The 26086-nt window shown below is 67.2% G+C and carries 26 protein-coding genes; 15 read left to right on the forward strand and 11 right to left on the reverse strand.

Going from position 1 to position 26086, the window contains the following annotated elements; all coding sequences use genetic code 11:
- Positions 1–3: 3 nt before the first annotated feature.
- From R2707_12200 to R2707_12215, 4 genes are read right to left on the reverse strand one after another with little or no spacing between them, the layout of a single operon-like run.
- Positions 4–162 (reverse strand): hypothetical protein, encoded by a 159-nt coding sequence (locus R2707_12200; GenBank protein ID MEZ5245852.1) that lies wholly within the window; start codon positions 160–162, stop codon positions 4–6.
- Positions 159–1640: a class I adenylate-forming enzyme family protein gene (locus tag R2707_12205; protein ID MEZ5245853.1), complete on the reverse strand. Its 1482-nt coding sequence runs from the start codon at positions 1638–1640 to the stop codon at positions 159–161. Before R2707_12205 ends, R2707_12200 begins: the two co-directional genes overlap by 4 nt.
- A gap of 25 nt (positions 1641–1665) precedes the next feature.
- The gene (locus tag R2707_12210) at positions 1666–1893 is read right to left on the reverse strand and encodes an acyl carrier protein (GenBank protein MEZ5245854.1); all 228 of its coding nucleotides are present in this window, start codon (positions 1891–1893) and stop codon (positions 1666–1668) included.
- 9 nt (positions 1894–1902) lie between these two features.
- Positions 1903–3378: an aldehyde dehydrogenase family protein gene (locus tag R2707_12215; protein MEZ5245855.1), complete on the reverse strand. Its 1476-nt coding sequence runs from the start codon at positions 3376–3378 to the stop codon at positions 1903–1905.
- A 160-nt stretch (positions 3379–3538) separates the two neighbouring features.
- Between R2707_12215 and R2707_12220 the strand changes: the two genes are divergently transcribed.
- Both R2707_12220 and R2707_12225 read left to right on the forward strand, forming a co-directional pair.
- Positions 3539–4066, forward strand: a complete 528-nt coding sequence (locus R2707_12220) for a hypothetical protein (protein MEZ5245856.1) — start codon at positions 3539–3541, stop codon at positions 4064–4066.
- Positions 4063–6084, forward strand: a complete 2022-nt coding sequence (locus tag R2707_12225) for a hypothetical protein (protein MEZ5245857.1) — start codon at positions 4063–4065, stop codon at positions 6082–6084. Before R2707_12220 ends, R2707_12225 begins: the two co-directional genes overlap by 4 nt.
- Positions 6085–6091: 7 nt before the next feature.
- Here R2707_12225 and R2707_12230 read toward each other — a convergent pair whose 3' ends face one another.
- From R2707_12230 to R2707_12240, 3 genes are read right to left on the reverse strand one after another with little or no spacing between them, the layout of a single operon-like run.
- Complete coding sequence (locus R2707_12230; protein ID MEZ5245858.1) at positions 6092–6895, reverse strand: SDR family NAD(P)-dependent oxidoreductase; 804 nt, start codon at positions 6893–6895, stop codon at positions 6092–6094.
- Positions 6896–6933: 38 nt separating this feature from the next.
- On the reverse strand, positions 6934–8382 hold the full coding sequence (locus tag R2707_12235; protein MEZ5245859.1) for a carboxylesterase family protein: 1449 nt from the start codon (positions 8380–8382) through the stop codon (positions 6934–6936).
- Positions 8383–8393: 11 nt separating this feature from the next.
- Positions 8394–9167 (reverse strand): class II aldolase/adducin family protein, encoded by a 774-nt coding sequence (locus R2707_12240; protein MEZ5245860.1) that lies wholly within the window; start codon positions 9165–9167, stop codon positions 8394–8396.
- 121 nt (positions 9168–9288) lie between these two features.
- Here R2707_12240 and R2707_12245 point away from each other — a divergent pair, with 121 nt between their 5' ends.
- On the forward strand, positions 9289–10734 hold the full coding sequence (locus R2707_12245; protein MEZ5245861.1) for an HD-GYP domain-containing protein: 1446 nt from the start codon (positions 9289–9291) through the stop codon (positions 10732–10734).
- A 3-nt stretch (positions 10735–10737) separates the two neighbouring features.
- Here the strand turns inward: R2707_12245 and R2707_12250 are convergent, their stop codons facing one another.
- On the reverse strand, positions 10738–11196 hold the full coding sequence (locus tag R2707_12250; GenBank protein MEZ5245862.1) for a hypothetical protein: 459 nt from the start codon (positions 11194–11196) through the stop codon (positions 10738–10740).
- A gap of 173 nt (positions 11197–11369) precedes the next feature.
- Here R2707_12250 and rpsL point away from each other — a divergent pair, with 173 nt between their 5' ends.
- The 5 genes from rpsL to rpsJ all read left to right on the forward strand — a co-directional run bounded on the left by rpsL (position 11370) and on the right by rpsJ (position 16065).
- Positions 11370–11741 (forward strand): 30S ribosomal protein S12, encoded by a 372-nt coding sequence (rpsL, locus tag R2707_12255; protein MEZ5245863.1) that lies wholly within the window; start codon positions 11370–11372, stop codon positions 11739–11741.
- 2 nt (positions 11742–11743) lie between these two features.
- On the forward strand, positions 11744–12214 hold the full coding sequence (rpsG, locus tag R2707_12260) for a 30S ribosomal protein S7 (GenBank protein ID MEZ5245864.1): 471 nt from the start codon (positions 11744–11746) through the stop codon (positions 12212–12214).
- Positions 12215–12394: 180 nt separating this feature from the next.
- Complete coding sequence (gene fusA / locus R2707_12265; GenBank protein MEZ5245865.1) at positions 12395–14488, forward strand: elongation factor G; 2094 nt, start codon at positions 12395–12397, stop codon at positions 14486–14488.
- Between the two features lie 60 nt (positions 14489–14548).
- Positions 14549–15736, forward strand: coding sequence for an elongation factor Tu (tuf, locus tag R2707_12270; protein ID MEZ5245866.1), 1188 nt, complete (start codon positions 14549–14551; stop codon positions 15734–15736).
- A gap of 8 nt (positions 15737–15744) precedes the next feature.
- Positions 15745–16065 (forward strand): 30S ribosomal protein S10, encoded by a 321-nt coding sequence (gene rpsJ, locus R2707_12275; protein ID MEZ5245867.1) that lies wholly within the window; start codon positions 15745–15747, stop codon positions 16063–16065.
- 75 nt (positions 16066–16140) lie between these two features.
- Here the strand turns inward: rpsJ and R2707_12280 are convergent, their stop codons facing one another.
- Positions 16141–16803 carry an S-layer homology domain-containing protein gene (locus R2707_12280; protein MEZ5245868.1) on the reverse strand — a complete coding sequence of 221 codons (663 nt, stop codon included), beginning with the start codon at positions 16801–16803 and terminating at the stop codon, positions 16141–16143.
- A 111-nt stretch (positions 16804–16914) separates the two neighbouring features.
- On the opposite strand from R2707_12280, the gene R2707_12285 reads away from it, so the two are divergent.
- Positions 16915–18552 carry an amidohydrolase gene (locus R2707_12285; GenBank protein ID MEZ5245869.1) on the forward strand — a complete coding sequence of 546 codons (1638 nt, stop codon included), beginning with the start codon at positions 16915–16917 and terminating at the stop codon, positions 18550–18552.
- Complete coding sequence (locus tag R2707_12290; protein MEZ5245870.1) at positions 18549–19421, forward strand: GTP-binding protein; 873 nt, start codon at positions 18549–18551, stop codon at positions 19419–19421. Before R2707_12285 ends, R2707_12290 begins: the two co-directional genes overlap by 4 nt.
- Positions 19422–19442: 21 nt before the next feature.
- Here the strand turns inward: R2707_12290 and R2707_12295 are convergent, their stop codons facing one another.
- A complete protein-coding gene (locus R2707_12295) occupies positions 19443–21299 on the reverse strand; it encodes a PKD domain-containing protein (GenBank protein ID MEZ5245871.1) in 1857 nt (618 codons plus the stop codon).
- A 247-nt stretch (positions 21300–21546) separates the two neighbouring features.
- Between R2707_12295 and R2707_12300 the strand changes: the two genes are divergently transcribed.
- Complete coding sequence (locus tag R2707_12300) at positions 21547–22236, forward strand: response regulator transcription factor (GenBank protein MEZ5245872.1); 690 nt, start codon at positions 21547–21549, stop codon at positions 22234–22236.
- Here R2707_12300 and R2707_12305 read toward each other — a convergent pair whose 3' ends face one another.
- Positions 22237–23313 carry an AI-2E family transporter gene (locus R2707_12305; protein MEZ5245873.1) on the reverse strand — a complete coding sequence of 359 codons (1077 nt, stop codon included), beginning with the start codon at positions 23311–23313 and terminating at the stop codon, positions 22237–22239.
- Positions 23314–23636: 323 nt separating this feature from the next.
- On the opposite strand from R2707_12305, the gene rplC reads away from it, so the two are divergent.
- From rplC to rplB, 4 genes are read left to right on the forward strand one after another with little or no spacing between them, the layout of a single operon-like run.
- Positions 23637–24275, forward strand: a complete 639-nt coding sequence (gene rplC, locus R2707_12310) for a 50S ribosomal protein L3 (GenBank protein MEZ5245874.1) — start codon at positions 23637–23639, stop codon at positions 24273–24275.
- Between the two features lie 2 nt (positions 24276–24277).
- Positions 24278–24943: a 50S ribosomal protein L4 gene (gene rplD, locus R2707_12315; protein MEZ5245875.1), complete on the forward strand. Its 666-nt coding sequence runs from the start codon at positions 24278–24280 to the stop codon at positions 24941–24943.
- Entirely contained in the window at positions 24940–25230 is a 291-nt protein-coding gene (gene rplW / locus R2707_12320; GenBank protein ID MEZ5245876.1) for a 50S ribosomal protein L23, read from the forward strand. Before rplD ends, rplW begins: the two co-directional genes overlap by 4 nt.
- 19 nt (positions 25231–25249) lie before the next feature.
- Positions 25250–26086 carry a 50S ribosomal protein L2 gene (gene rplB / locus R2707_12325; protein MEZ5245877.1) on the forward strand — a complete coding sequence of 279 codons (837 nt, stop codon included), beginning with the start codon at positions 25250–25252 and terminating at the stop codon, positions 26084–26086.

Raw genomic sequence — 26086 nt, forward strand, 5'->3', positions numbered from 1 at the left:
TCGTCAGAACCCGGCGTAGCGGAACGCGGACAGTTCCGACGACGACAGCCAGATCGACACGGCGATCGAGAGGAACACGACGACCCAGAACACGTAGGCGATCAGGAAGTCCCGCCGAGGGTGGGCGCGTGATTCGTGCTCGGGAGATTCGGGGTCGGTCATGGTGCGGCCGGAAGGGATTCGATCAGGGCGTCGAGGGAGCGACGGTCGACCTTGCCCGAGCCGGTCCGAGGGATCGTCGGCAACGACACGAACTTCTTCGGGATGTGGTTGGTCGCCAGCTGTTCTCGCAGACGTCGCACCGTCTCCGTGCGATCGAAGTCGCCTCGTACGACGACGTAGGCGATGGGTACATGCCCCTCCATCTGATCGGCGGCGGCGCGGACGAAGGCATCGTCGATCGAGTCGAGCGTCTTCAGCGCGTCGGTGATCACTTGGGCCGAGACCTTCAGGCCGGAGCGCTTGAACACGGCATCGGACCGGCCGGCGAGGAACAGGTAGCCGTCGTCGTCGCGATAGCCCTTGTCGCCGGTGTGGAAGCCGCGTGGCCCGAGCACGTCGGTGTTGGCCGCCGGGTTGGCGTGGTAGCCGTCGAAGCGGAAGGGGCCGTCGACATGCAGCTCCCCGATCTCGCCCGGAGCCGCGATGTCGCCGGATTCGTCGTAGACGTCGAGCTCGATACCCGAGATCGGCAGGCCGACACTGCCCTTCTTGCGCTCGACCTCGTGCGGCGGCAGGGTGCAGATGCGGCCGCCCATCTCGGCCATGCCGTAGACGACATGGAGCTCGAGGTCGGGGAACGCGGCGTTGAGCTGGTCGATGGTCGATGCCGGGAGATGGTCGCCGGACGACATGAGCCAGCGAAGATCGGGCAGACGGTCGCGGCCGGCGAGGGCGACGAATTGCGAGTGGAACGGCGACCCGCCGAACGCAGTGATGCGATTCCCGGCGAGCTCGGTGACCAGATCCTTCGGCATGAGGGTGGTCTCGACGCCGTGGAACGCCGCCCCGCACATCAGCGTCACGATGAAGTGGCTGATCGAGCTGATGAACCGGAAGGGGGTCGCGATCATGAGCCGATCGGTGGGGCGCAGCCGGAGACGGTCGCGGGTGGCGAGGGCGTTCATCACGAGCTGTTCGTGCGTGAGCGGCACACCCTTGGGCAGGCCCGTGGTGCCCGACGTGAAGATCAGGCCGGCCAGGTCGGGCTGGTCATCGGTATCGGCCCACGGGAGGTCGCGCAGACTGCGAACGGGTTCGCCGACCGGGTCGGTGTCGGCCACCTGCTCGCAGCCGGCCAGGGCGGGCGGGGGTTCGATGCCGGTGGCGCAGACGCGTGTGGCGCCGGTGATGGCGAGGACGTTGGCGCCGTGGTCGTCGGGGACGTCGGGTTCGAGACAGACCGGCTTCGCCCCGATCACCCACAGCGCCAGCAGGTCGACCCAGAATCGTTCGCCGCGTCCGCAGAGCACCACCACGAACTCGTCGGGTGTGACCCCGGCGACCAGCAGCTCGTGGGCGCGACCGTGCACCCGGCGGAGAAGATCGCCGCGCGAACGCGGGGTCTCGCCGAGGATGCAGTCGGCGTCGGTGTCGGCCGTGAGCGTGCCCATCACGTAGCGGGCGATGTTCTTCTTCACGCGCCGTCTCCCGGTGCGATGTTCGTCAGCTGAACTTCTCGACGGTCGCGACGATCAGATCGATCGAATCGAAGTCGTCGAGTGCCACGTCGAGCGGTGACAGCGAGATGCCCAGGTCGTCGTTGAGCGAGAACAGCAGCGACACGGCGCTGAGGCTGTCGAGCAGGCCCGACGAGAACAACAACGTGTCGTCGCCGATATCGGCGTCGAGGCCGAGATTTTCGATCACGAGCGATCGGATCTTGTCCTTCACGTGGGCTCCTTAGTCGCCGTAGTTCAAGATGTTGGTCTTGGCGTAGGTGTAGGACTCGAGCATTGCTTCGAGCGAGCCTTCCTTGCCCAATCCGCTGTTGCGGATGCCACCGTACGCGATGCCGGGCACCATGATCGCGTTCTGGTTGATCTGGACGATCCCGGCCTCGAGCGCGTCGGCGAGCCGCATGCACGTCGTGATGTCTCGACCCCACACGCTCGCCGACAAGCCGAACTCGCTGTCGTTGGCCCGTTGGAGCGCATCCTCGATGTCGTCGTAGGTGAACAGGCACACCACAGGCCCGAAGACCTCCTCGACCGCCACCCGATGGTCGGCGGGGGGATCGAGGACGACGCACGGACGAACGAAGTAGCCGCCGTCCCAGTCGGTGCCCTCGGCGATGGTGCCGTAGGTCTCGACGGTGAGGCCGTCCGCGATCGCTCCGTCGATGTAGGCCTGCACCCGATCGCGTTGACGAGCCGAGATCAGCGGACCGCACTGGGTCGCCGGGTCGAGTGCTTCGCCGATCACGATGTCGTCGAGCGCCGCGGCGAGCCGCCGGCGAAACTCCTCGATCATGGAGGACGCGATGAACACGCGACTGGCTGCAGTGCAGCTCTGGCCGCCGCGGGTGAACCGCATCGACTGGACGACTCCGTGGACCGCCTTGTCGATGTCGCAATCGGGGAGCACGAGCATCGGGCTCTTCCCCCCGAGTTCGAGGGTGACCGGGCGGATCAGTTTGGCGCTCGCCTCGTAGACGGCGCGGCCGGTGTCGACCGATCCCGTGAAGCTGACCTTGTCGACGTTGGGGTCGGACACGAGGGAGGCGCCGGTGATGTCGCCGGTACCGGTGAGGAAGTGGACGAGGTCGGTCGGCAGAACCTCGACGAGCTCCTGGAGCACGCGGATCAGCGTGAAGGAGGTCTGCTCGGGAACCTTGACGACCGCAGCATTGCCGGCGACCAGTGGGGCCGCGACCTTGTAGCCCATCATCATCAAGGGGACGTTCCACGGCACGATGCCGGCGACGACCCCGTGGGGGTGGCGGGTGGTGAAGCCGATGACATCGGTGCCGAGCGGCGTCGTGTGGCCCTTCAGCTCGTGCGAGACGCCGCCGAAGTAGCGGAAGATCTCGACGACGAGGCCGACCTCGCCGCGGCACTCGGTCTCGAGTGCCTTGCCGGACTCGAACGCGAGGAGGACCGCCAGTTCGTCGCCGATGGCGGCGAGACGATCGGCGCATGCCGTCATCAGCCGGCCTCGTTCCTGAACGGTCGTGCGGGCCCACGCTCGTTGTGCGGCTCTGGCCTGGGTCGTGGCCCGGTTCACCTGGACCGCATCGCAGACGGGGACGGTGGCGAAGACGGCTCCGGTCGACGGGTCGAAGGCATCGATGACGTCGAAGTCGCCATGCTCGCCGAAGACGTGTTCGACGTACCAGTGCCGCAGCTGCTCGACCGATTCGGTGGGTTGGCCGCTCATGGCCAGCACCCTATTCGACGCGCTCTGCCTCTCCTCGTTGCGTTCTCGCGCCCTGCCCGGGCGGCGCTGTTCTCGGCGACGCCCCAGCTAGCATTCGTTGGCCCGACAAGGAGCGCACGGCCGATCGTGCGCTGACCGCCGTCAACTGAAGGTGCCCCCCGTGCAATTCCGCAAGTACGTCCTCTTCGTCGTCGCTCTTCTCGCCCTCACGGCGGGAGCCTGTTCCTCCGGTGACGATTCCGGTGCGCCAGACGCGCCCGATGACACCGTTGCTGATGACACCGTTGCCGATGAAACGGCTCCCGACGAGACGGCTCCCGACGAGACCGCCCCGGCTTCGGGAGGTGACGGCATCGCCTACGAGGTCTTCTCGAGTGATGAAGGCGCCGGCTGTGGCGTCTACGTGTCGGTGCCCTCCGATGCGTTCGACGGCTCGGTCGACGCTCGCGCGATGCTGTGGGCCGGTGTGGTCGATCAGGACTTCACGACGTGCGGGTTCTCCGATGTGGTCGAGGCCGGACTGATCACCGTCAACGGTCTCGACGACTACGACCAGCCGGATTGGTCGACCGTCGAAGAACACGCATTCTTCTCCGTGACGGGCTGGGACGCCCTTGTCGCCGACTGCCACACCGAGGTGCTCACCGACGAGTGCGCCGCGGCGCTCGAGGCGAGTCTGAGCGAGTGAACCTGCGGCGTGGCGCGCTGCTCACGGCGCTGGCGCTGGCGTTGGTCGCCGGTGTCGGAGTCGGTGCATGGTGGCTCGTGTTCCGCGACGATGCGCCGTCGGAATCGGCGGTCACCTGGGCGCTGATCGATGCCGTGCCCGCCCATCAAAAGAGCGGGGTCTTCGTCAGGGCCGGACTCGACTACGAGCCGTTGCTCGACGATGCCCAGTCGCAGGAACGGGCCCGGCTCACGCTGACCCGACCGAGCGGCATGCTCGCCATCGCTCCGGAGCGGGCGGCGAACGTGCCCTTCGACGGGATCGTGCTCGAAGGGCTCCAGGTTCCGATCGCCGGTTCGGAGACCATGCTGTTCGTGATCGACGAGGCCGGTGCGCTGACCGTGTTCGCGCCGCGGACCGCGCTCGACGACTGTGTCACCCGCTTCTCCGTCGACGAACCCTTCGCCGGCTATGGGCTCGTCGGCGACATCGGCGGGCTCTTCGAGGTCACCGGCGTGGAGTGTTTCGCGTTCATCGGCGACGAGGTCGATCCCGACGAGAGCGGGTCCACGACGACGACCACGACCACGACCTCGACCGTCGAGGAACTGTTGGTCGAGGAACTGGCGGGGGCGATGCCGTTGGCCGAGATGCCCCCGGTGGACTCGTCGTCGGAAGCAACGCCGGCGCCGGCCCCGACGATGCGGGCGTTCGGTGCGCTGTTCTCCGTTCCGGTCGACGATGTCGCCGGCCTCGATCCGATCACCGTGACATCGTTGGCGTTGACCGACTCGACGCAGCGAATCAGCGATTCGGGCGCGGCACTGACCGTCGAGATCCGCAACAAGGACCTGGCGCTCGCGGCCCGCACCGAAGATCCGGCCGATGACTCGTCGCTCTCCGTCGTTCACGTGCTGGGCAGCGGTGGTGAGCGTTCGTCGTTCACGATGAACGACGACGGGTCCTTCTCGATCGATCTCGACGAACTGCCGTCCCGTCTCAAGATCTGGTTCGACGACTACGGGCTCGAGCACTACGTCCGCCAGGGAGCCTGGGTCGACACGGATCGGCTCACACGGCATCTCGAGATCGATCTCGAGCCGGTGTTCGAGCCGACCGGTGAGCCGCCGCCGCCGTCGCCGCAGAACCGGAACCCGCACGAGTTGCGGGTGTGGAACGGGTCGACCCGCATGGAGGTGCAGGAGTACGCGGGCTACACCTACACCAACAACTTCGGGCGGGCCGATCGCGACCGGAGCACCGACAATCCCAACGGCTGCGATCGGGTCGCCTACCTCGGGGGAAGCTATGTCGAAGCGGTGCAGACCCGCATCGACCAGAAGGCGGGCATCATCGCGGAAGCGACGCTGAGCACCCGACGCGACCGCTGTGTGGAGGTGTTGACGGTCGGTCGATCGGTGTTCTCCGTGGAGTCCCACTATGGCAACGCGGTCTCGCTCGTCGAAGACTTCGGGGTCGAGCATCTCATCTTCAACATCTCGAGCACCGAGCTCTGTCGGATGGACGACCTCGCCTACGAGATGGCCAACGGTGTCGCCCGTGACACCCCGACGACGTGGCGGTACGTGGGCGGAAGGTTCGTCGCGCCTGTGCTGCGTGGTGAGATCGTCGAGGTCGACGAGGATCCCGATTTCGAGCTCGACGAGTACTGCAACTTCACCCCCGGGAAGGACGATCTGACGGTCGAGCGGGCCCTGTTCGCCAAACTCGCCGCGATGCACGAGGAGTTGGTCTCGCTCGACACGGACCTCGAGGTCACCTTCCTGCTGATGAAGGATGCGTACGCCGACACCGACATCCGCGAGCAACGGCTCGACCTGCTGCTGTCGTTCTGCGACGAGTTCGACGTGCCGTGCGCGCTGGTCGACCCGCCGGAGCTGTTCAAGCCCGACGAGTTGCTCGACGACTTCTCGCCCTATCTGTATCGATATCTCGGCGACGGGCACCCGAACCCGAGGGCCAACCAGTACACCGCCGAAACGCTGGTCGAGGTGATCGAGTCGGCCCTTCCGTCGTGAGCCTCGCTCACCGGTCGTGAAGCGGCCCGGCGGGGAGCGAACCGTCGATGTCGGTGAAGCCGTAGTGGTCGGCGAGCGTTCGTGATGCGATCGCCTGGCCGGTCCACTGCCGGGCTTCGGGGTCGGCGGCGATCGCGGCGACCGCTCGTCCGGTGAATTCTCGCGATTCGGCGATCGAGACGTCGAGCGATTCGGGGAGTGCGCCGGCCGCCACCGCGAGGTCGATCCGCTCGGTGCGGACGAAGCCGGGCCACAGCGACACCGCGTTGACACCGTGGGGTGCGAGCTCGTGGGCGGTGTCGGCCGTGATGCGGTCGAGGGCACACTTGCCGACGCCATAGGCGACATGCCACGCGTATTCCTGGGCCCCCGAGGAGCTGATGTTGGCGATCAGGCCCGAGCCGGCCGGGACCATGAACGTGCGGGCCGCGAACACACTCGCGACGTAGGCCGAGCGGGTGCCGACGTCGATCATGTCGTCCCAGTTGGAGATGGGCACCTCCCAGAACGGCTTCCGTGAGGTGAGCTCGTCGCACACGATGAACGCGTTGTTGACGAGGATGTCGAGGCGCCCTTCCTCGTCGGCGACGCGATCGAACAGCGCTTCGACGGCAGCGTCGTCTCGATGGTCACAGACGACGCCGATCGCCCGTCCGCCGGCGGCGACGATCTCGGCGGCGGTCGCGCCGACGGTGCCCGGCAACGGGTGGTCGTCCTCGGTGGCGGAGCGTCCGGTGAGGTAGACGGTGGCCCCCGCGGCCGCGAGCACGTTGGCGCAACCACGGCCGATGCCGCGGCTCGCACCGGTCACGATTGCCACACTGCCATCGAGACTGCCGGCGAGATATGTCACGAGTTCGCTCCATTCGGTTCGGTCCAGGCACGGAAGTGCGCGCCGCCCACATCGTCGGCGGCGACGACGTCGGCGGCGAGCAGTGTCGCCCGACGATGCTCGGGGTCGTGGGCGGGCCACTCGCCGAGCGGTGCGCAGGCCGGCACCTTGCTGTGGCAGAAGGCGGCCCACGCGTCGCCGATCGCAGCCGAGAGCCGGTCGGCGTCCTCGGCCCGGTCGCGGTCGGCGCCGAGGGTCGCCCGCCAGTCCGCGACGTCGAGCGTCCCGAAGTGGAACGGGAGATCGGTCGCGTGGGCTGCGCCGAGCCCGGGGGCATCCCAGTCGAAGCGGTAGCGGAAAACGGGGACTCCGCGCTGCGCGTGCCGGTCGGCCAACAGCGACGCGGGGACGTGGAGATCGGTGTCGGCGATCGCGTCGGCGAGGTCGCCCCCGCACACGTCGAGACCGGCTTGCGCCGAGGCTTCGGGGTCGGCGGCGAAGGTCGCACACTTGGCAGCCAACCAGGGGATCGCGTACTCGGCCGGCAAGGACGGGATCTGATCCCGGAACAGCGCCATCTCGTCGCGGGTCGTGCCGATCACGAGTGGCACGGGGGAGAGCTCGGCGTCGAGCGGACCGGCGGGCAGGAGGTCGCCGTCGACCCAGGGGTGGAACGGCATCATCCCCGCCGTCGGGAGGAGGGCGGTGTCGGCCTCGGCCTGGACGGTGAGCAGCCGGTCGAGCTCGACGTCGGCGAGGCCGGAAGCATGCGCGACACCGGCGGTCGCGAGGAACGTGTCGGCCACGGTCGCCGCGGTTTCCCGGTCGAGTGTCGCGCCGGGTGCGCCGCTCGCGACGATCGCGCCGTCGAACAGCCCCCGCGCGGCAGGGCTCGCGAGGAGGTGGGTGATCGCGCCGGCGCCGGCCGATTCGCCCATCAGCGTGATGTTGGTCGGGTCGCCGCCGAACGCCGCGGCTTCGGAACGGATCCACTGCAGTGCGGCAACCAGGTCGCGAAGGCCGAGATTGCTCGGCACACCGTCGGCTGCCAGGAACCCGAGCGCACCGAGCCGATAGTTGACCCCGATCACCACGATGTCGCCCGCTGCGGCCAGACGGGTGCCGTCGTAGGTCGCGAGGGCGGCGCCGCCGATCTGGTAGCGCCCGCCCGGTACCCAGACGAGCACCGGGCGCGATCCGCTCGTGGCGGGAGTCCAGATCTCGGCCCGGAGGCAGTCCTCCCCGATCTCGCCGACTGCCATGTCGGGGATCAGCGGGTCGGAGGTGACGACCTGCGGAGCCGCGGGCCCGATCGTGTCGGCGGCGACGATGCCGTCCCATGGGGTGACCGGACGGGGAAGTCCGAACCGTGGGGCGGTGGCGTACCGCACGCCGCGGAACGCGACGCCCCTCGCGGTGTCGACCCCCGACAGGGTTCCGGCGGTGGTGTGTGCGACCGGCGCCATGAGGCCGCCGATCAGTCCAGGACCCGGGGCTCGGAGGCGACGAGCTGGCGCACGGCACCGTCCCAGTACACGTCGGCCGCCCGCTCGACGAGCGAGGCCCGCAGCTGCTTCTGGAACACCGGCGCGATCGGAGTCGCCCGGGCGCCATACGCCCGGAGCCGCCAGTGCATCTCGCACGTGCGCTCGAACAGGATGCTCTTGTAGATCGCCTCCGCCATCGTCGGCGCCGTCACGATGACGCCGTGGCTGACGAGGAGGGCGACGGTTGCGTCGCCGATGGCATCGGCCAGAGCCCCGCCCAGCAGAGGAGTGTCGACCTCACCGTCGTAGTCGTCGACGAGCACCATCTGGTCGGCCAGGATGCTCGAGTTCTGGTGAACGAGCTCGGGCAGTTCGGGAACCGCGGCGAGTACCGACGCATACATGGGATGGCTGTGGACGACGACTCGGGCGTCGGGCCGACGACGGTGCAGTTCCGTGTGGATGTGGATCGCGGGGGTGACGTCCCAGGCGCCGGCCACGACCGAGCCGTCGAGGTCGACCTCCAGGATGTCGCTGCCCTTGACCTCTCGCCACCAGTAGCCCCACGGGTTGACGAGCAGGGTGTCGGCGCCGGGCTGTTGCCAGGTGACATGCCCGGTCATGTTCTCGGAAAAGCCGGCGATGTCGAGATGGCGCATGGCACAGGCGAGCTCCTGGGCGGGGGTCAGCTCGACGCCCCGAGGGGGTAGGTGACTCGGTGCCCACGCTGCGACACCACCGACGGGATCCTGGTTCTCGTTCACGGGCCGATACTAGGAGGCCCTGCCGGCCGCGTCAGATGGGCCGCGACCGGAACGAGCGTGGGCGCTCAGGCCACGGGCCAACCTGCCGATGTGAAGGAGAGAACCGACCCAGGACGACACGGTGCCGCCCACCTCCGAACACCCAGATCCGCCCCGAGCGGTGGTCGATCCCCCGCAGGGGGAATGGAAGGCGCGTCCGCTGCTCGCATGGATGATCCGGGCCGGGTTGATCGCGGTGCCGCTGGTGATCAGCTGGCTCAGCGTCCGGTTCGCGATGGGGCTGGTTCGCCGGCCCGACGGTCTCGGCCCGTCGCTCGGATGGTTCCTCGGCGCGGTGGTCCTGTCGTCGCTGGTGTTCCAGCTGGTGCGGCGCCTCATCCGGCGCTTCAGTTCGCTCGGTGTCCTCTTCAGCCTGTCGTTGACGTTCCCGGACGCCGCGCCCTCCCGGATGCGCGCGTTCCTGCGGTCCGGTGCCGACGACGAACGGGACCGACCCGCGACGCTCACCGGTTCGCAGACCGATACCGCCGTGACCGCCAAGCGCCTCGCTGCGCTCGTGACGAAGGTCAGCCGCCGCGAGGTCCGTTCCGGTCGTCACAGCGATCGCGTCCGCGGCTACGCGGAACTGATCGCGGCGGAGCTCGGCCTCGCCCAGGCCGACATCGAGCGCCTGCGATGGGCGACGCTGCTGCACGACGTCGGCATGCTCGACGTGCCGCAACGCGTGCTCGACACCCGGGGCGGTCTGAGTGCCGAGGACCGAGTCCTCGTGGAGCAGCACCCGGTGCACGCCATCGGCCATCTCGCGCCGTTCGCAGACTGGCTCGGTCCGTGGTCGGGCGCCGCGACCGATCATCACGAACGGTGGGACGGCAGCGGGTATCCGGCCGGGTTGGCAGGTGAGCAGATCTCGCTCGCGGGGCGGATCGTGGCGGTCGCCGACGCCTACGACGCGATGACGGCGCTGCGCTCGTACAAGAAGCCGATGTCGCCGGCCGCGGCTCGACGTGAACTCGTCGACCACGCCGGGACCCAGTTCGACCCGACGGTGGTTCGGGCGTTCCTGAGTGTCGGTATCCATCCCAACCGGTCGGGCGTCGGCGCGCTCGGCGCGCTCGCCGAGATCCCCGGCCAGCTCCTGCAGGTGGTCTCGGGTGCGGGAACCGGTGCCGGCGCCGCGGTGGCCAGCGCGGTGTTCGTCGCCGCGTCCGCGGCTGCGGTCCCGGCGATCTCGGTCGAGGTGCAGCAGCCCGCCGTGCAGGTCGAGCGAGTCGTCGACGCGGTGGACGAACCTGTCGTCGAAACGAACGCGTCGACCACGACGCGCCCGCCGACCACGACCAGGGCACCGTCGACCACGGCCGTGTCGACGACCACGCTCGTGCCGTCGACGACGACACTCGCGCCGGCCACCACGACGCGGCCCGCACCGACCACCCCGCCGCCGGCCCCCACGGCTCCGCCGACCACCACGCCGCCGCCCACCGTCACGACGACGGTCCCGGCCTACCCGACGCTGCCGCCCGTCACGACGACCCTGCCCGTGCCCGGCTATCCGACGACATAGCGTCTACCCGAGGGCGTAGTTCCAGGTGTCGGGTTGGGGGGCGCCCGCCCGCTCGAAGCACTGGATGTCGAACCAGATCGGCAGCAGGTACTTCACGTAGAACGCGTGGGTGACATGGTCGCCGTTGACGAGGTCGTCGTACTCCTTGATCCGCACGCGTTCGTCGGCCGACTGGAGTTCCTTGGCCTTCGCGAGATGACGGTCGACCTCCTCGCGTGTTGCGCACAGGAGCCCGAGGTGGTCGTAGCCGGGGGAGTCGATGTGCACCCGCTGTTCGGTCACCAGGATGAACTGGCTCGTCGCCGGGTCGGTGCGCAGCAGCAGCCCGGTCTGCCCGAGGATCGAGACGTCGCTCGCCGTCCAACCGAGGAGGTCGCCGTAGAACCGCGTGATCTCGTCGCGATGAGCTTCGAGCCCGCCGGGCGCGAGGGTGAGCTCCATGTGGTTGAAACGCAGTGGCATGCGACGATGTCACTCCACTTCGAGATCGCTGTCCAGTGCCGGGCGGTCGCGAAAAGCCCGCGCGGGTTGAGGTTCCCATACCTCGCTCGTATGCTTTCCCGTCGGCCTGAGCGCGCTCCCGAGGGCGCAGCCGGCCGTATCCACGTTCTGATCCCGCCTACGAAGGTATTTCTGTGCCAACGATTCAGCAGCTGGTCCGCAAGGGTCGCCAGTCGAAGCGTCGCAAGGAAGCGACACCCGCGCTCAAGGGAGCGCCCCAGCGCCGTGGTGTCTGCACCCGCGTCTACACCGCCACCCCGAAGAAGCCGAACTCCGCGCTGCGCAAGGTCGCCCGTGTCCGGCTCACCTCCGGCGTCGAGGTCACGGCCTACATCCCCGGTGAGGGTCACAACCTCCAGGAGCATTCGATCGTCCTCGTGCGAGGCGGTCGTGTGAAGGATCTCCCCGGTGTTCGCTACAAGATCGTCCGCGGCACGCTCGACACCTCCGGTGTGCGTGACCGCAAGCAGGCCCGTAGCCGTTACGGCGCCAAGAAAGAAGGCTGAGCATGCCTCGTAAGGGTCCGGCACAGCGTCGCGAAATCCATCCCGATCCGATCCACGACTCGGTGCTCGTCACCCAGTTCATCAACAAGGTCCTGCAGCGCGGCAAGCGCAACCTGGCCGAGCGGATCGTCTACGACGCACTGACGATCGTCGAGGAGAAGACCGGCGCCGAGCCCGTCGGCACCCTCAAGCGTGCCGTCGACAATGTGCGCCCGCAGCTCGAGGTCCGCAGCCGCCGTGTCGGTGGCGCCACCTATCAGGTGCCCGTCGAGGTCCGTCCTCGTCGTGCCACCACCCTCGCCATCCGCTGGATGGTCGGCTTCTCCCGGGATCGCCGTGAGCGCACCATGTCGGAGCGCCTGGCCAACGAGATCCTCGATGCCAGCAACGGCATCGGTGCGTCGTGCAAGCGTCGTGAGGATCTCCAGAAGATGGCCGACGCCAACAAGGCATTCGCTCACTACCGCTGGTAGCTCCGCGGTTCTCCTTCATCCGTCCAATACACTTTTTCGACGACCGGGCTCTTCTCTCCGAAAGAGAAACGCCCGGTCGTGGTGCGTGCGAACCGAACCCCGGTTCGATGCGAACCACCCCGGTTCGTCGTGAAACCGAACGAGGTTTCGCCCGCCCATCCCCTTACCTGAGGAATTCCCATGGCTGAGAAGCGAACTCCGCTCAACATGACCCGCAACATCGGGATCATGGCCCACATCGACGCGGGCAAGACCACCACCACCGAGCGCATCCTCTACTACACCGGTCGGTCCTACAAGATCGGTGAGGTCCACGACGGCGCGGCCACCATGGACTGGATGGAGCAGGAGCAGGAGCGTGGCATCACGATCACCTCCGCGGCGACCCACTGCATCTGGAACGACCATCGCATCAACATCATCGACACGCCGGGCCACGTCGACTTCACCGTCGAGGTCGAGCGTTCGCTGCGCGTGCTCGACGGCGCGGTCGCCGTGTTCGACGGCGTCGCCGGCGTGGAGCCGCAGACCGAGACCGTCTGGCGTCAGGCCGACCGCTACCACGTGCCCCGCATGTGCTTCATCAACAAGATGGACCGCACCGGTGCCGACTTCTTCTTCTGCCTCGACACCATCAAGGACCGGCTGACGCCCAATGTCGCGGTGCTCCAGCTGCCGATCGGCGCGGAGAGCGACTACCAGGGCGTGATCGACCTGGTCCGGATGAAGGCCCTCGTGTGGCCGCCGGCCACCGACGAGACCGATCTGGGCGCCACCTACGACATCCTCGACATCCCGGCGGAGTACCAGGAACAGGCCGACGAGTACCGGGCCATGCTCCTCGAGGCTGCGGCCGACCAGGACGAGGACATCATGATGAAGGTCCTCGAAGACGAAGAGGTCACCCAGGAAGAGCTCATGGCGGCGATCCGCAAGGGCACGCTCGAGGGCAATCTCGTGCCGATCCTCAACGGGACCGCCTTCAAGAACAAGGGCGTTCAGCCCCTGCTCGACGCCGTCATCGACTACCTGCCGTCGCCGCTCGACGTGCCGCCGATCAAGGGCGAGGACAAGGCCGGCAACGAGGCGACACGCAAGGCCAGCGACGACGAGCCGTTCGCAGCCCTCGCGTTCAAGATCATGACCGACCCCCACGTCGGTCGGCTCACCTACTTCCGGGTCTACTCCGGCACCTTCAACAAGGGCGAGGTCGTTCTCAACACTCGTACCTCCAGCAAGGAGCGGGTCGGGCGCATCCTCGAGATGCACGCCAACGACCGCGTCGACAAGGACTCCGTCGCCACCGGCGACATCGCGGCGGGCATCGGCATCAAGAACACCCGCACGGGTGACACCCTGTGCGATCCGGCCCATCCGATCACCCTGGAGAACCTCGATTTCCCGACGCCGGTGATCGAGGTCGCCGTCGAGCCGAAGTCCAAGGCCGACCAGGAGAAGATGGGCAAGGCGCTGCAGGCGCTGGCCGAAGAGGACCCCACCTTCCAGGTCACCACCAACGAGGAAACCGCGCAGACCATCATCGCCGGCATGGGCGAGTTGCATCTCGAGGTGCTCGTCGACCGCATGCGCCGCGAGTTCAAGGTCGAGGCCGCGGTCGGCAAGCCCCAGGTCGCCTACCGTGAGACCATCACGCAGGAAGTGCCGAGCTACACCTACACGCACAAGAAGCAGACGGGTGGCACCGGTCAGTTCGCGGTGATCTCGGCCACGCTCAGCCCCAACCCGGGCGGCGAGTACGAGTTCGAGTCCACCGTCACCGGCGGCAACATCCCGAAGGAATACATCAAGCCGGTCGACCAGGGCATCCAGGAAGCGATGAGCAACGGTGTCCTCGCCGGCTTCCCGACGGTCGACATCAAGGTGACCCTCGAAGACGGCAAGACGCACGACGTCGACTCGTCGGAGATGGCGTTCAAGATCGCCGGCAACGCCTGGTTCCGTGAAGTGGCCCGCAAGGCGAAGCCGACACTTCTCGAGCCGGTCATGGCCGTGGAGATCGTCACCCCCGACGACTACCTCGGCGATGTGGTCGGCGATGTGAACTCGCGCCGCGGCCAGATGCAAGGCACCGAGCAGCGCGGAAACAACCAAGTCGTGAACGCACTCGTGCCGCTCTCCGAGATGTTCGGATACAGTACGGACCTGCGTTCACGCACGCAGGGGCGGGCGACGTACACGATGCAATTCGATTCGTACCAGCCCACGCCTGCAAACGTCCAGGAAGAGATCGTCGCCCGCGTCCGCGGCGAATGATCGTCTCCTAACCCCAAACAACGAAGCACACCCTCTCGTAGAGAATAAGGAAAAACAGTTATGGCCAAGGAGACGTTCGAGCGGAACAAGCCTCACGTCAACGTGGGCACGATGGGACACATCGACCACGGCAAGACGACGCTCACCGCTGCGATCACGAAGGTTCTCGCCGACAACGTCGAGGGCTCGAAGTTCACCGAGTTCGCCAACATCGACAACGCGCCGGAAGAGCGCGAGCGCGGCATCACCATCAACGTGTCGCACGTGGAGTACGAGACGGAGAACCGTCACTACGCCCATGTCGACATGCCCGGCCACGCCGACTACATCAAGAACATGATCACCGGTGCGGCTCAGGTCGACGGTGCCATCCTCGTGGTGTCGGCCGCCGACGGCCCCATGCCCCAGACCCGTGAGCACGTGCTGCTCGCCCGTCAGGTCGGCGTGCCGAAGATCATCGTGGCGCTGAACAAGGTCGACATGGTCGACGACGAGGAGCTCATCGAGCTCGTCGAGATGGAAGTTCGCGAGCTCCTCAACGAGTACGACTTCCCGGGTGACGACACCCCCGTCGTGCACGTCTCCGCCCTCAAGGCCCTCGAAGGCGACGCCGACGCGGCGGCCGCCATCCTGGAGCTCATGGCGCAGGTCGACGAGTTCATCCCGACCCCCGAACGTGATCTCGACAAGCCGTTCCTGATGCCGATCGAAGACGTGTTCACCATCACCGGTCGTGGCACCGTGGTGACCGGCAAGGTCGAGCAGGGCGCCGTTCACACCGGCGACGAGATCGAGATCGTCGGCATCAAGGAGACCTCGAAGACCACCTGCACCGGTGTCGAGATGTTCCGCAAGCTCCTCGACCAGGGTCAGGCCGGCGACAACATCGGCGCCCTCCTGCGCGGTGTCGACAAGGACGATGTCCAGCGTGGCCAGGTGCTCGCCGCCCCCGGCAGCATCACCCCGCACACCGACTTCGAGGCGCAGGTCTACGTGCTGTCGAAGGAGGAGGGCGGCCGTCACAAGCCGTTCTTCACCAACTACCGTCCGCAGTTCTACTTCCGGACCACCGACATCACCGGCACCATCCAGCTGCCCGAGGGCACCGAGATGTGCATGCCCGGTGACAACACCGAGATGACCGTCGAGCTGATCCACCCGATCGCCATGGACGAGGGTCTCCGCTTCGCCATCCGCGAGGGCGGCCGCACCGTTGGTGCCGGCTCGGTCACGAAGATCCTCAAGTAGGACTGAAGATGGCTGCAGGACAGAAGATTCGTATCCGCCTCAAGGCCTACGACCACGAAATCATCGATCAGTCGACGAAGAAGATCGTCGAGACGGTGAAGCGGACGCAGGCCCAGTTGTCGGGTCCGATCCCTCTGCCGACCGAGAAGCACCGCTTCACGGTCATCAAGGGCCCGTTCAAGGACAAGGACTCCCGGGAACACTTCGAGATGCGCATCCACAAGCGCCTGCTCGACATCCTGGATCCGTCGCCCAAGACGGTCGACTCCCTGCAGCGTCTCGACCTCCCCGCCGGGGTCGACATCGAGATCAAGATCCAGCAGGCCTAGCGCCACTCGATCCGAGAACGAAGAAGAGCCCCGGGCCCATGGCCCGGGGCTCTTGCGTTTGTTTCGGCTTGTCGCTCAGCTCGTCAGGTGGACCTGGGCGGTCAGCACCATGTCGTCGACCCGGAAGGTCGGATTCGAGTTGCCCAGGCTCGACTGGGCGGTGAACACGTAGGTCCCGGCCGGAAGTTCCTCGGTCACGCGGCTCATCGCATGGCTCTCGTAGGAGCCGGTGCCCTCGGTGGCGTTGTCGCTGCTGTCGAACGCCTGGTCGGCGGGGCCGACGACACCGCCGTCGCGGAGCAGGGAGATCTGGCACCATCCGCCGGCGCCGCCGCCCGAGCACGCGGTCTCTGCCGTGAACTGGAGTTCGATCACGCCGGTGTGGCCCTCGGGAATGGTGACCGAGGCGCTGAGGCCGAGATCGCCCAGTGTCGAGGTGGCGCTGAGGTTGGTGTCCGATGCGAAGAGGTTCATCGTCGTCGGCGCGACGATGTTGTCGTTGTAGCGCTTGAGGAAGGTCACCGATTCGCCGCGGGTCACGTTGTCGTCGGGGGCGAACGTGGTCGACGTCTTGCCGGTGGTGATGCCGTTGTCGAACGCCCATTCGACGGGGTCGGCGTAGAACTTGTCGTCGGGGACGTCGTCGAACACGTGGAATGCCATTGCGGTACTCGGGACGAGCATTGCTGCTGCCACGATGGCGACGGCGAACTTGGTCTTGGAAATCGTGAAGGTCACGGGATCCGCCTTTCGGGTTGGTGTGGTCCTGACCGTAACGGACGCCCGGCCGGTCCGTCTGTGACGTGGGTTCCGCTCGCCGAAATTCTCACCCGGCTAGCGTTCCCCCCGATGTCGAAGATCCTGCGGGCCCGTGCACTTCACACGATCGATGCGGCGGCACGCGGCGACGCCGTGGTCGTCGACGACGGTCGCATTCTCGCGGTCGGGGCCTTCGGCGACCTTCGAGTCGACCATCCGGACGCGACGATCGACGACCGCTACGCCGACGCGGTGCTGTTGCCCGGGTTCGTGGAGGCCCACGCCCATTCCATGGCCGGAGGGATCTGGCAGCACCTCTATGTCGGCTACTTCGACAGTCGCGATCCCGACGGACGCGTGTGGCCGGGTTGCAAGACCCTCGACGCCGTGATCGAGCGGCTGCGGGAGGCCGAAGCCGCGCTCGAAGACCCCACCGTGACGCTGCGGGCCTGGGGACTCGACCCGATCTACTTCCCGGGCGAGCGCCTCGTCGCCGAGCATCTCGACCGGGTGTCGACCACTCGGCCGATCTTCGTCTTCCACGCCAGTCTCCACCTCGCGACCGTCAACACGGCGCTGATGGACCGGGAGGGCATCACCGCCGACACGCTGATGGATGGAGTGCCCAAGGACGGCGCCGGCAATCCGATCGGCGAGCTCCAGGAACCGGCGGCGATGTCGTTGGCCGGCGAGGCGCTCACCGGGATGGTCCGCTCGTTCATGGCTCCGGAGGGCATCACCGCCTTCGGTCGCCTTGCCCGCAACGCCGGCATCACCACGGTCGTCGATCTCGGCAGCGGCCCGATCGCCAGCGACGCGATCGCCTCGATGTGGCAACAGGTCGTGAACGCCGACGACTTCCCGGCCCGCGTGTCGGTGTTCCACAATCCGGGCCATGGCGGCCCGGCCGCGCTCGACGACGTGGCGGAGCTGATCCTGCGGCGGCGGGCGGAGTCGACCGACAAGCTTCGCTTCGGCGGCGTCAAGTTCGTGCTCGACGGCAGCATCCAGGGGTTCACCGCCCGCGTCACCCAGCCGTATCTGAACGGCAGGGACAATGGCCTCTGGCTGATTCCGCCCGATCAGCTGGCCGACTGGATCCGCCCGGTCGTCGATGCCGGCCTCCTGTTGCATGTGCACTGCAACGGCGACCAGGCCGTCGACGTGCTGCTCGATGCGTTCACCGAGGCAACCGGTGGTGCGCCGCCGGCCGACCATCGCACCACCGTGCAGCACAGCCAGCTGACCCGGCGCGACCAGTACGAGCGCATGGCGGAGCTCGGCATGTGCGCCAACCTGTTCTCGAACCACTTCTGGTACTGGGGCGATCAGCACGTCGACCTGACCGTCGGACCCGAGCGGGCGGCGAAGATGAACGCCGCCGCGACGGTGCTCGAGCTCGGGATCCCGCTCTCGATCCACTGCGACGCTTCGGTCACCCCACTCGGCTCCCTTCACGTGGCGTGGTGCGCAGCGAACCGGCAGACCGCGACGGGTCGTGTCCTCGGTCCCGAGGAACGTCTCGACGTGGCGCAAGCCCTGCACGCCGTGACGATGGGCGCGGCTCACCAGCTCCGCATGGACGACGAGGTCGGATCGATCACCCCCGGCAAGCGGGCCGACTTCGTGGCCCTCGACGCCGACCCCTTCGAGGTCGGTGCAGCTGACCTACGCGACATCGGCGTGCTCGGCACGGTGCTCGATGGGCGCCACCACCCGGTCGGGTGACGACCGCGCGGATCCCGCTCACCGTGGTCGGCGGCTACCTCGGGGCCGGCAAGACGACATTGATCAATCGGATCCTGACCGGTGAGCACGGTCGGCGCATCGCAGTGATCGTCAACGACTTCGGCGACGTGGCGATCGACGAGTCGTTGATCGTCGGCGCCGAGGGCGGGGTGCGGGCGCTCGCCAACGGATGTGTCTGTTGCAGCGCCGTCGACGGACTCGCAACGGCACTCGCCGAGGTCGCTGGGCTCGAGCCGGCCCCCGAGCACCTCGTGATCGAGGTCAGCGGTGTCGGCGATCCGTGGGCGGTCGCCCAGTGGGGGCGCACGCCGGGCTACGAGCTCGACGGTGTGGTGGTCGTGGTCGATCCCTTCGCCATCCGTCGTTGGGCGGACGACCGGTACGTGGGCGACACCGTTCGGGGGCAGCTCGCGTCCGCCGACGTGGTCGTGGTCAGCCATGCCGATGACGCGCCGCCGGACATGATCATCGGCGTGCAGGCCTGGCTGCGAGATCTCGTCGACGGTCCCGTCCTCGTCGGTGCCGCACATGTGCTCGAGCTGGTGGCGCCGCGTTCGGCCGGCCGCGCATCGGCTCCGCCGGCCCACGCACAACACCGGGCTCACGATTTCGTCCCTCGGTCGGCGACCCGGGCCGAAGTGCAGGAGTGGCTCGCGGGCGCTCCACCGACGGTCGTTCGGGTGAAGGGTTTCGTCGACGGCCCCGACGGCGCGTTCGTCGCCCAGCGGTTCGGACACCGGGACGAGATCCGCCGATGCGATCCCGGTGCCGAACCGTGGGTCACCGTCATCACGGTCGGCACCGATGACGTGCCGACCGTGACGCGGTGGTGTGCCGCCCTGTCGTGAACTCTTGGCGCCTGCGGGTGGCTATGACACGGCGACGTCGTCGTCGACGATCAGGAGGAACGCCACGGAGTTCCACCCGCCCGGCACCGACGCGTTCGTCGGACTCATGATGCGCACGCCCGCCCATTCCGCTCCGAAGAGCAGGCCGGGCTCCGCGGTGGTGTCGCCGATGACCTCCACCGGGATCGACTGTGACGTTTCCCCGGGAGCGAAGGTCACGGTGCCGGCGGTGGGCACGAAATCGGCGGCGCCGCCGTCGATCACGCCGCCGGCCGGGGCCGAGACGTAGTCGACCGTGACGGTCTTGGCGGACGGGGCGGAGAGTTCGACGATGATCTCGGCGGTCGTCGTGCCCACATCACCTTCGGTCGTCACCACCGACACCGGGGTGGCCACCGGCGGGTCGTCGTCGTCGAGTAGCACGACGTAGGCGAGTTCACCGGGCGTGAACGTCGCACCGGTTGCCCCGGTGATCTCGACCCACGCCGCCTCGTCCTCCTCGTCGATGTCGTCGCCGAAGATCGTGAGCTCGATGAACCCTTCGACGCTGCCGGCGGGGATGACGACCTGACCGGACGCCGACGGGTAGTCGACCCCGAGCGTGGCGGTGAACGGGTTGGCGGGCTGAGCCGTCGTTGCCCACGACACCGTGACGGGCGTCGCCGATGGCTCGGACAGTTCCAGGGGGATCAGCACGGTGGACGACTCGCCGGCGTCGCCCTCGTCGAATCCGAAGCCGAACGGTGATGACACGCTCGGCAGGCCTCCGACGGGCGGTTCCTCACCGACATCGACGGTCTTGGTGATCTCGGCGTCGCCACCGAACTCGTCCTGGACGTAGAGCGTGACGTCGACCTCGCCCAGTTCGGCGTAGGTGTGGGTGATGGTGGGGCCGCCCGAGTCGCTGTCGCCATCACCGAAGTCCCAGTACCAGTCGTAGATCTCGCTGTCGGCCGTGGTCGGCGATGCGTCGAACTCGACGGTGAACGGATCCTCGGAGTCGGGGTAGCTCCACGTGAAGTCCGGGTCGATGAAGCCGCTCACCTGGATGGTGTCGAGGGTCATCGCGATGTCGCCCTCGTCGTCGGTCACCGTCACGGAGACGTCGTAGTAGCCGGGCTCGTTGTAGATGTGCACCGGTGAGGGGTCGAACGAGATCGCCCCGTCGCCGAAGTCCCACGAGTACGACACGATGCCGTCGCCGGGACCGACCGGGTTGTACGGATCCGACAGATCGAGGTTGTCGGGGTCGTACGCGCCCGAGGCGTCGAAGTCGATCTCCAGCGGATTGGCGCTGACGTTGTCCCACGACAGCGACGAGATCGGTTGGCAGTCCTGCGCACCGAAGTCGACGAAGAGCTGTGGTTGGATCACGTACGGCAGGCTCGACGAGCCGAATCCGAGACCCAGGTCGCCCGAGACGTAGGTGAGCAGCGGAGCGATGTTGCCGATGAGGGGCAGACCCGTGCAGGGCACCGTGCGGGTGGTGGTGATCCTCACGGTGCACGAATAGCTGTCCGACGCGCAGTCGTCGGGGTCGAGGATCTCGTAGCTGAACCCCCAGTTGGCCCCCGTGCCGAAGGGCGCCACATAGCTCCGGTCGAACCAGGGGCGCCAGGCGATGTTGGAGAGGCAGCCGGGCGTGGTGGGCCCTTCGCTGCACGCGTTGTAGGCGTGCTCGGTCAACTCGAAGGTCAAGATGTCGCCGTCGGTGACGACCTGGGCGCCGGTCTGCCCGTTCACCGTCAGCGTGTATCCCGGTGGAGGGAAGTAGCCCTCGAACGGAGGATTGTTGTTGGCCGCACCGGCCTGGCCGACCGTTGTGGTGAGTGTGGCGATCATCGCGACCACCATCGCCACCCCCCACGAGAACTTCATTTTCCGCACGCGCCTGCCTCCTTGGTGAATTTCACCCAGCGTGACATTGCGGTACCAACAGATCGCCAACAGATCGCCAACGGACCACCGACACCCAGACCGGGTCGTTCGGACCATGTCGACAGGGTCATCGGTCACGGTTCGTCATGGGTCGTCCGGCCGTTTGCGGGGGCCCGATGCCGAGTCCTCGTCAAGATGAGGGCCGCGTCGCCCCGAAAGGACGGTGAACCACCCAGGGGACCCCTTCATGACGATTCGCGTCTTCATCATCGATGATCACGAGTTGCTTCGTGCCGGCCTCCGTGCGGTGCTCGAACGCGAGCCCGACATCGATGTGACCGGCGAGGCCGCCACGGTGCAGGACGGTCTCGTCGGGATCGAGCGGTGTCGTCCCGATGTCGTGCTCGTCGACCTGGTGCTTCCCGACGGGGACGGCCTCGAGGTGTGTGGGGCGGTCTCGGCCGACACCGAAGGTGTGCGCTGCCTGGTCCTGGCGTCGAGGTCCGACGACGAGGTGCTCGCATCGGTCATTCGTGCGGGAGCAGCCGGGTTCCTGCTGACGCACACGCCAGCGCGCGAACTCGTCCGATCGGTGCGGGTGATCGCCGGGGGCGGGTCCCTCATCGACCCGACCGTGATGGCGCGACTGCTCGAACGGCTCCGTGCAGGTCGGGCGGCGCCGTCCGATGCGTCGGTGCTCGAACAGTTGAGTCCGCAGGAACGCCGTCTGCTCGACCTTCTCGCTGAAGGACTCACCAACCGACAGGTCGCGGCGCGCATGGGGCTGGCCGAGAAGACGGTGAAGAACTATGTCTCCAACCTGTTGCGCAAACTCGACATGAACAGTCGGACCGAGGCCGCCGTCTTCGTGACGAGCCTACGGGCGGCCCGGCCCGGGCCTCGTCGCCGCAGCGCGGGGCCGGCGTCGATCGTCTGATCAGCTCCGTCCGCGCCCACGCCGCGCGGCGCTGCGGGCCAGGGTGTCCTCGGCCACCTCGTGGTGCTGTCGGTAACCGGCGATGAAGGCCTGTGCCGTCGCCGCGAAGGGAAGGGAGAGGAGGGCACCGACCACACCGAGCAACGCGGCTCCGGCCAGTACCGCGCCGAACGCGACGGCGACATGGATCTCCATCGAGTAGGCGGTGACCCTGGGTGCGAAGAGATAGTTCTCGATCTGCTGGTACACGACGATCACGACGAGCACGGCGAGCCCCTTCTTCGGGTCCTCGAGCAGGCCGATGATGACGGGGAGGAACCCGGCGATGTAGGTGCCGATCACGGGGATGAACTGTGAGATCACGCCGACCCAGAGGGCGAGCGGCAGCGGGAACGGGATGTCGATGATCTGGAAGGCGATCCAATGCGCTGCGGCCGAGAGCAGGGCGAGGATGCCGCGCGAGTAGATGTAGCCGCCGGTTTTTTGGATCGCGAGATCCCAGACGTCGAGCACCATCTCCTGACGCTCGGGTTCGAGGAACGAACAGATCGTGCGGCGCAGCTTGGGACCTTCGGCGACGAGATAGAAGGTGAACAAGGCGATCGTGAACGCCTGGAACACGATGTTGAGGACCGTCGTTCCCAGATTGACGATGTCGTCGGCGAAGCTCGTCGCGAGGTCCGCGGCACGACCGTCGTCGACGAACTGCTGCTGGAGTTTCCCGAGGTCGATCTCCTCGTCGATGTTCTCCTGCAGCCACACCTCCGCGTCCTCGATCAGTTGTGGCGCATCGTCGATGAACTCGTTGATCTGGGTCGCCAGCGCCGTGCCGATCGCCGCCGAGAAGCCGGCGATCGCGATCAGCATCACGACGTAGACGATCCAGACACCGCCGCCGCGGCGGACGCCGTGTCGCTCCAGGCGGTTCACGGCGGGTTCGATCGCGAAGCTGAGGAACAGCGAGATCAGTATGACGATCAGGAGTGGGCGCAGCGAGCGAACCATGCCGGTGCCGAGATAGACCACCAACCACCCGACCCAGAACAGCGCGATCGCCTTCACGATCCAGCGCGGCACGGCGGACGCACTCAACCAAGTCTGTTCAGTACCGTTTTCGGTATCACCATCACCGTGGGTCGCCATCGGACGGGACGCTACTTTGCGGTCCAGAAAGACCCGGGGATGCCGGTTGGTACGCGTCCTTCCTCCCGCTAGCATCGTGTCCTTGTGCGGTGAGGCGACCTCCGGGTCGCACCACCACGACAAATCGACGTCGGTGCAGGCCGCTTGCGGAACCGCATCGCAAAACCGAACGAACGCTCCGCCGGGCCTGCCCGTGCGGAGCGTTCGCGTGAACCACCGCAACGGCTCCCGCCGCTGCAACGTATGAGGAAGCAACCATGGCCACCAAGGCGATCGTCGGCGAGAAAGTCGGCATGACGCAGGTCTGGGACGATGACAATCGTGTCGTCCCGGTCACCGTGTTGCGCGTGTCCGCGTGCCGTGTCGTGCAGGTCAAGACGCCCGAACACGACGGCTACAGCGCCATCCAGGTCACGCTCGGCGTGAAGGATGCGGGCAAGCTCACCCGACCAGAAGCGGGTCACTTCGAAAAGGCCGGTGTCGAAGCCGGTCGCAAGCTCGTCGAGCTCCGACTCGACGACGTTTCGGAGTTCACCGTCGGGCAGGAGATCAGCGTCGACCTGCTCGAACAGGGCGAACGCGTCGATGTCACTGCCATCTCGAAGGGCAAGGGCTTCGCCGGCGCGATGAAGCGTCACGGCTTCGGCGGTGCCCCGGCATCGCACGGCGCCCACAAGAACCATCGCAAGCCCGGATCGGTCGGCCAGTGCGCCACCCCGTCCCGCGTCTTCAAGGGCAAGAAGCTCCCCGGGCGCATGGGCAACAACAAGGTCACCACGCTCAACCTCGAGGTCGTGAAGAGCGATCCCGAGGCCGGCGTGCTGCTGGTCCGGGGCTCGGTCCCCGGTCCTCGCGGCGCCACCGTGGTCATCCGCGACGCAGTGAAGGGCTCGTAGAGATGGCGTCCATCAGCATCAAGACCCAGTCCGGTTCCGACGCCGGGACCACCGATCTCGCCGACGACGTGTTCGGCATCGAGCCCAACGTGCCGGTCATGCACCAGGTCGTGACCGCACAGCTCGCCGCCAAGCGTCAGGGCACGGCGTCCACCAAGACCCGTTCCGAGGTCCGCGGTGGCGGCGCCAAGCCGTGGCGCCAGAAGGGCACCGGCCGTGCCCGTGCGGGTTCGTCGAACTCGCCGCTCTGGCGTGGTGGCGGCATCGCCCACGGTCCCAAGCCGCGTGACTACACCCAAAAGACGCCCAAGAAGATGGTGAAGCTCGCCCTGCGCAGCGCATTGTCCGACCGGGCCAGCGAGGGCAACGTCATCGTGGTCGACTCCTGGAGCTTCGATGCTCCGAAGACGAAGGACGCCATCGCCGCCCTGTCGGCCATCGGCGCCGAGGGCAAGGTCCTCATGGTGCTCGGCGACAACGACGAGGCCGCCTACAAGAGCTTCCGCAACCTGACCAACGTGCACTGCCTGCATGTCGGCGAGCTCAACACCTACGACGTCCTCGACAGCGACGTCGTGGTGTTCACCACCGAGACGCTGCCCGGAGCGACACCACTCGTCGCCGAGTCGGGCGGATCCGCTGCCGAAGTCAGCGGGGAGGAACAGTGAAGGATCATCGCGACGTCATCATCCGTCCGGTCGTCTCCGAGAAGTCCTACGGACTCATCGAGGAGAACGTCTACACGTTCGTGGTCGCCCCGAGCGCCTCGAAGCCCGAGATCCGCGACGCTGTCGAATCGATCTTCGACGTGTCGGTGCTCAAGGTGAACACCCTCAACCGCAAGGGCAAGCGCAAGCGCAACCGCCGCAACGGTGGCTTCGGTACGAAGTCCGGTCAAAAGCGCGCACTCGTCACCCTCGCCGAGGGCGACTCGATCGACCTCTTCGAGGCGTAGGGCGAAGGGACACAGACTCATGGCAATCCGCAAGCGCAAGCCCACCAGTCCGGGACGTCGATTCCAGACGTCGTCCGACTTCTCCGAGATCACCGCGACCAAGCCCGAGCGCAGTCTCGTCAAGGGCGAGTCGAAGACCGGTGGACGCAACAACCACGGTCGCAAGACCAGCCGTCATCGCGGTGGCGGCCACAAGCAGAAGTACCGCACGATCGACTTCGATCGCACCAAGGACGGCGTGCCGGCCACGGTCGCGACGATCGAGTACGACCCGAACCGCACCTGCAACATCGCGTTGCTGCACTACCACGACGGCGAGAAGCGCTACATCATCGCACCGCGTGGTCTGGTGGTCGGCGACAAGCTCCAATCCGGTCAGGGCGCGGAGATCCGCCCCGGCAACGCATTGCCGCTGCGGTACATCCCCGTCGGTACCGTCGTGCACAACGTCGAGCTCAAGGCCGGCGCAGGCGCCAAGATGGCCCGCTCCGCTGGCGCCTCGATCCAGCTCGTCGCGAAGGAAGGCGAGTTCGCCACCCTTCGTCTGCCGAGCAGCGAGATGCGCCGAGTGCCGATCGACTGCCGGGCAACCGTCGGCGAGGTCGGCAACAGCCAGCACGAACTCGTCAAGATCGGCAAGGCCGGCCGCAACCGCTGGAAGGGCAAGCGTCCGCAGTCACGCGGCGTTGCGATGAACCCGGTCGATCACCCGCATGGTGGCGGCGAGGGCAAGACTTCCGGTGGCCGTCATCCCGTGTCGCCCTGGGGCAAGCCCGAAGGTCGCACCCGCAAGAGCAACCAAGAATCCGACAAGCTGATCGTGCGCCGTCGCCGGACGCGCGGTTCGCGGAGGTAA

The sequence above is a fragment of the Acidimicrobiales bacterium genome (assembly GCA_041394245.1).
GTDB lineage: Bacteria > Actinomycetota > Acidimicrobiia > Acidimicrobiales > Aldehydirespiratoraceae > JAJRXC01.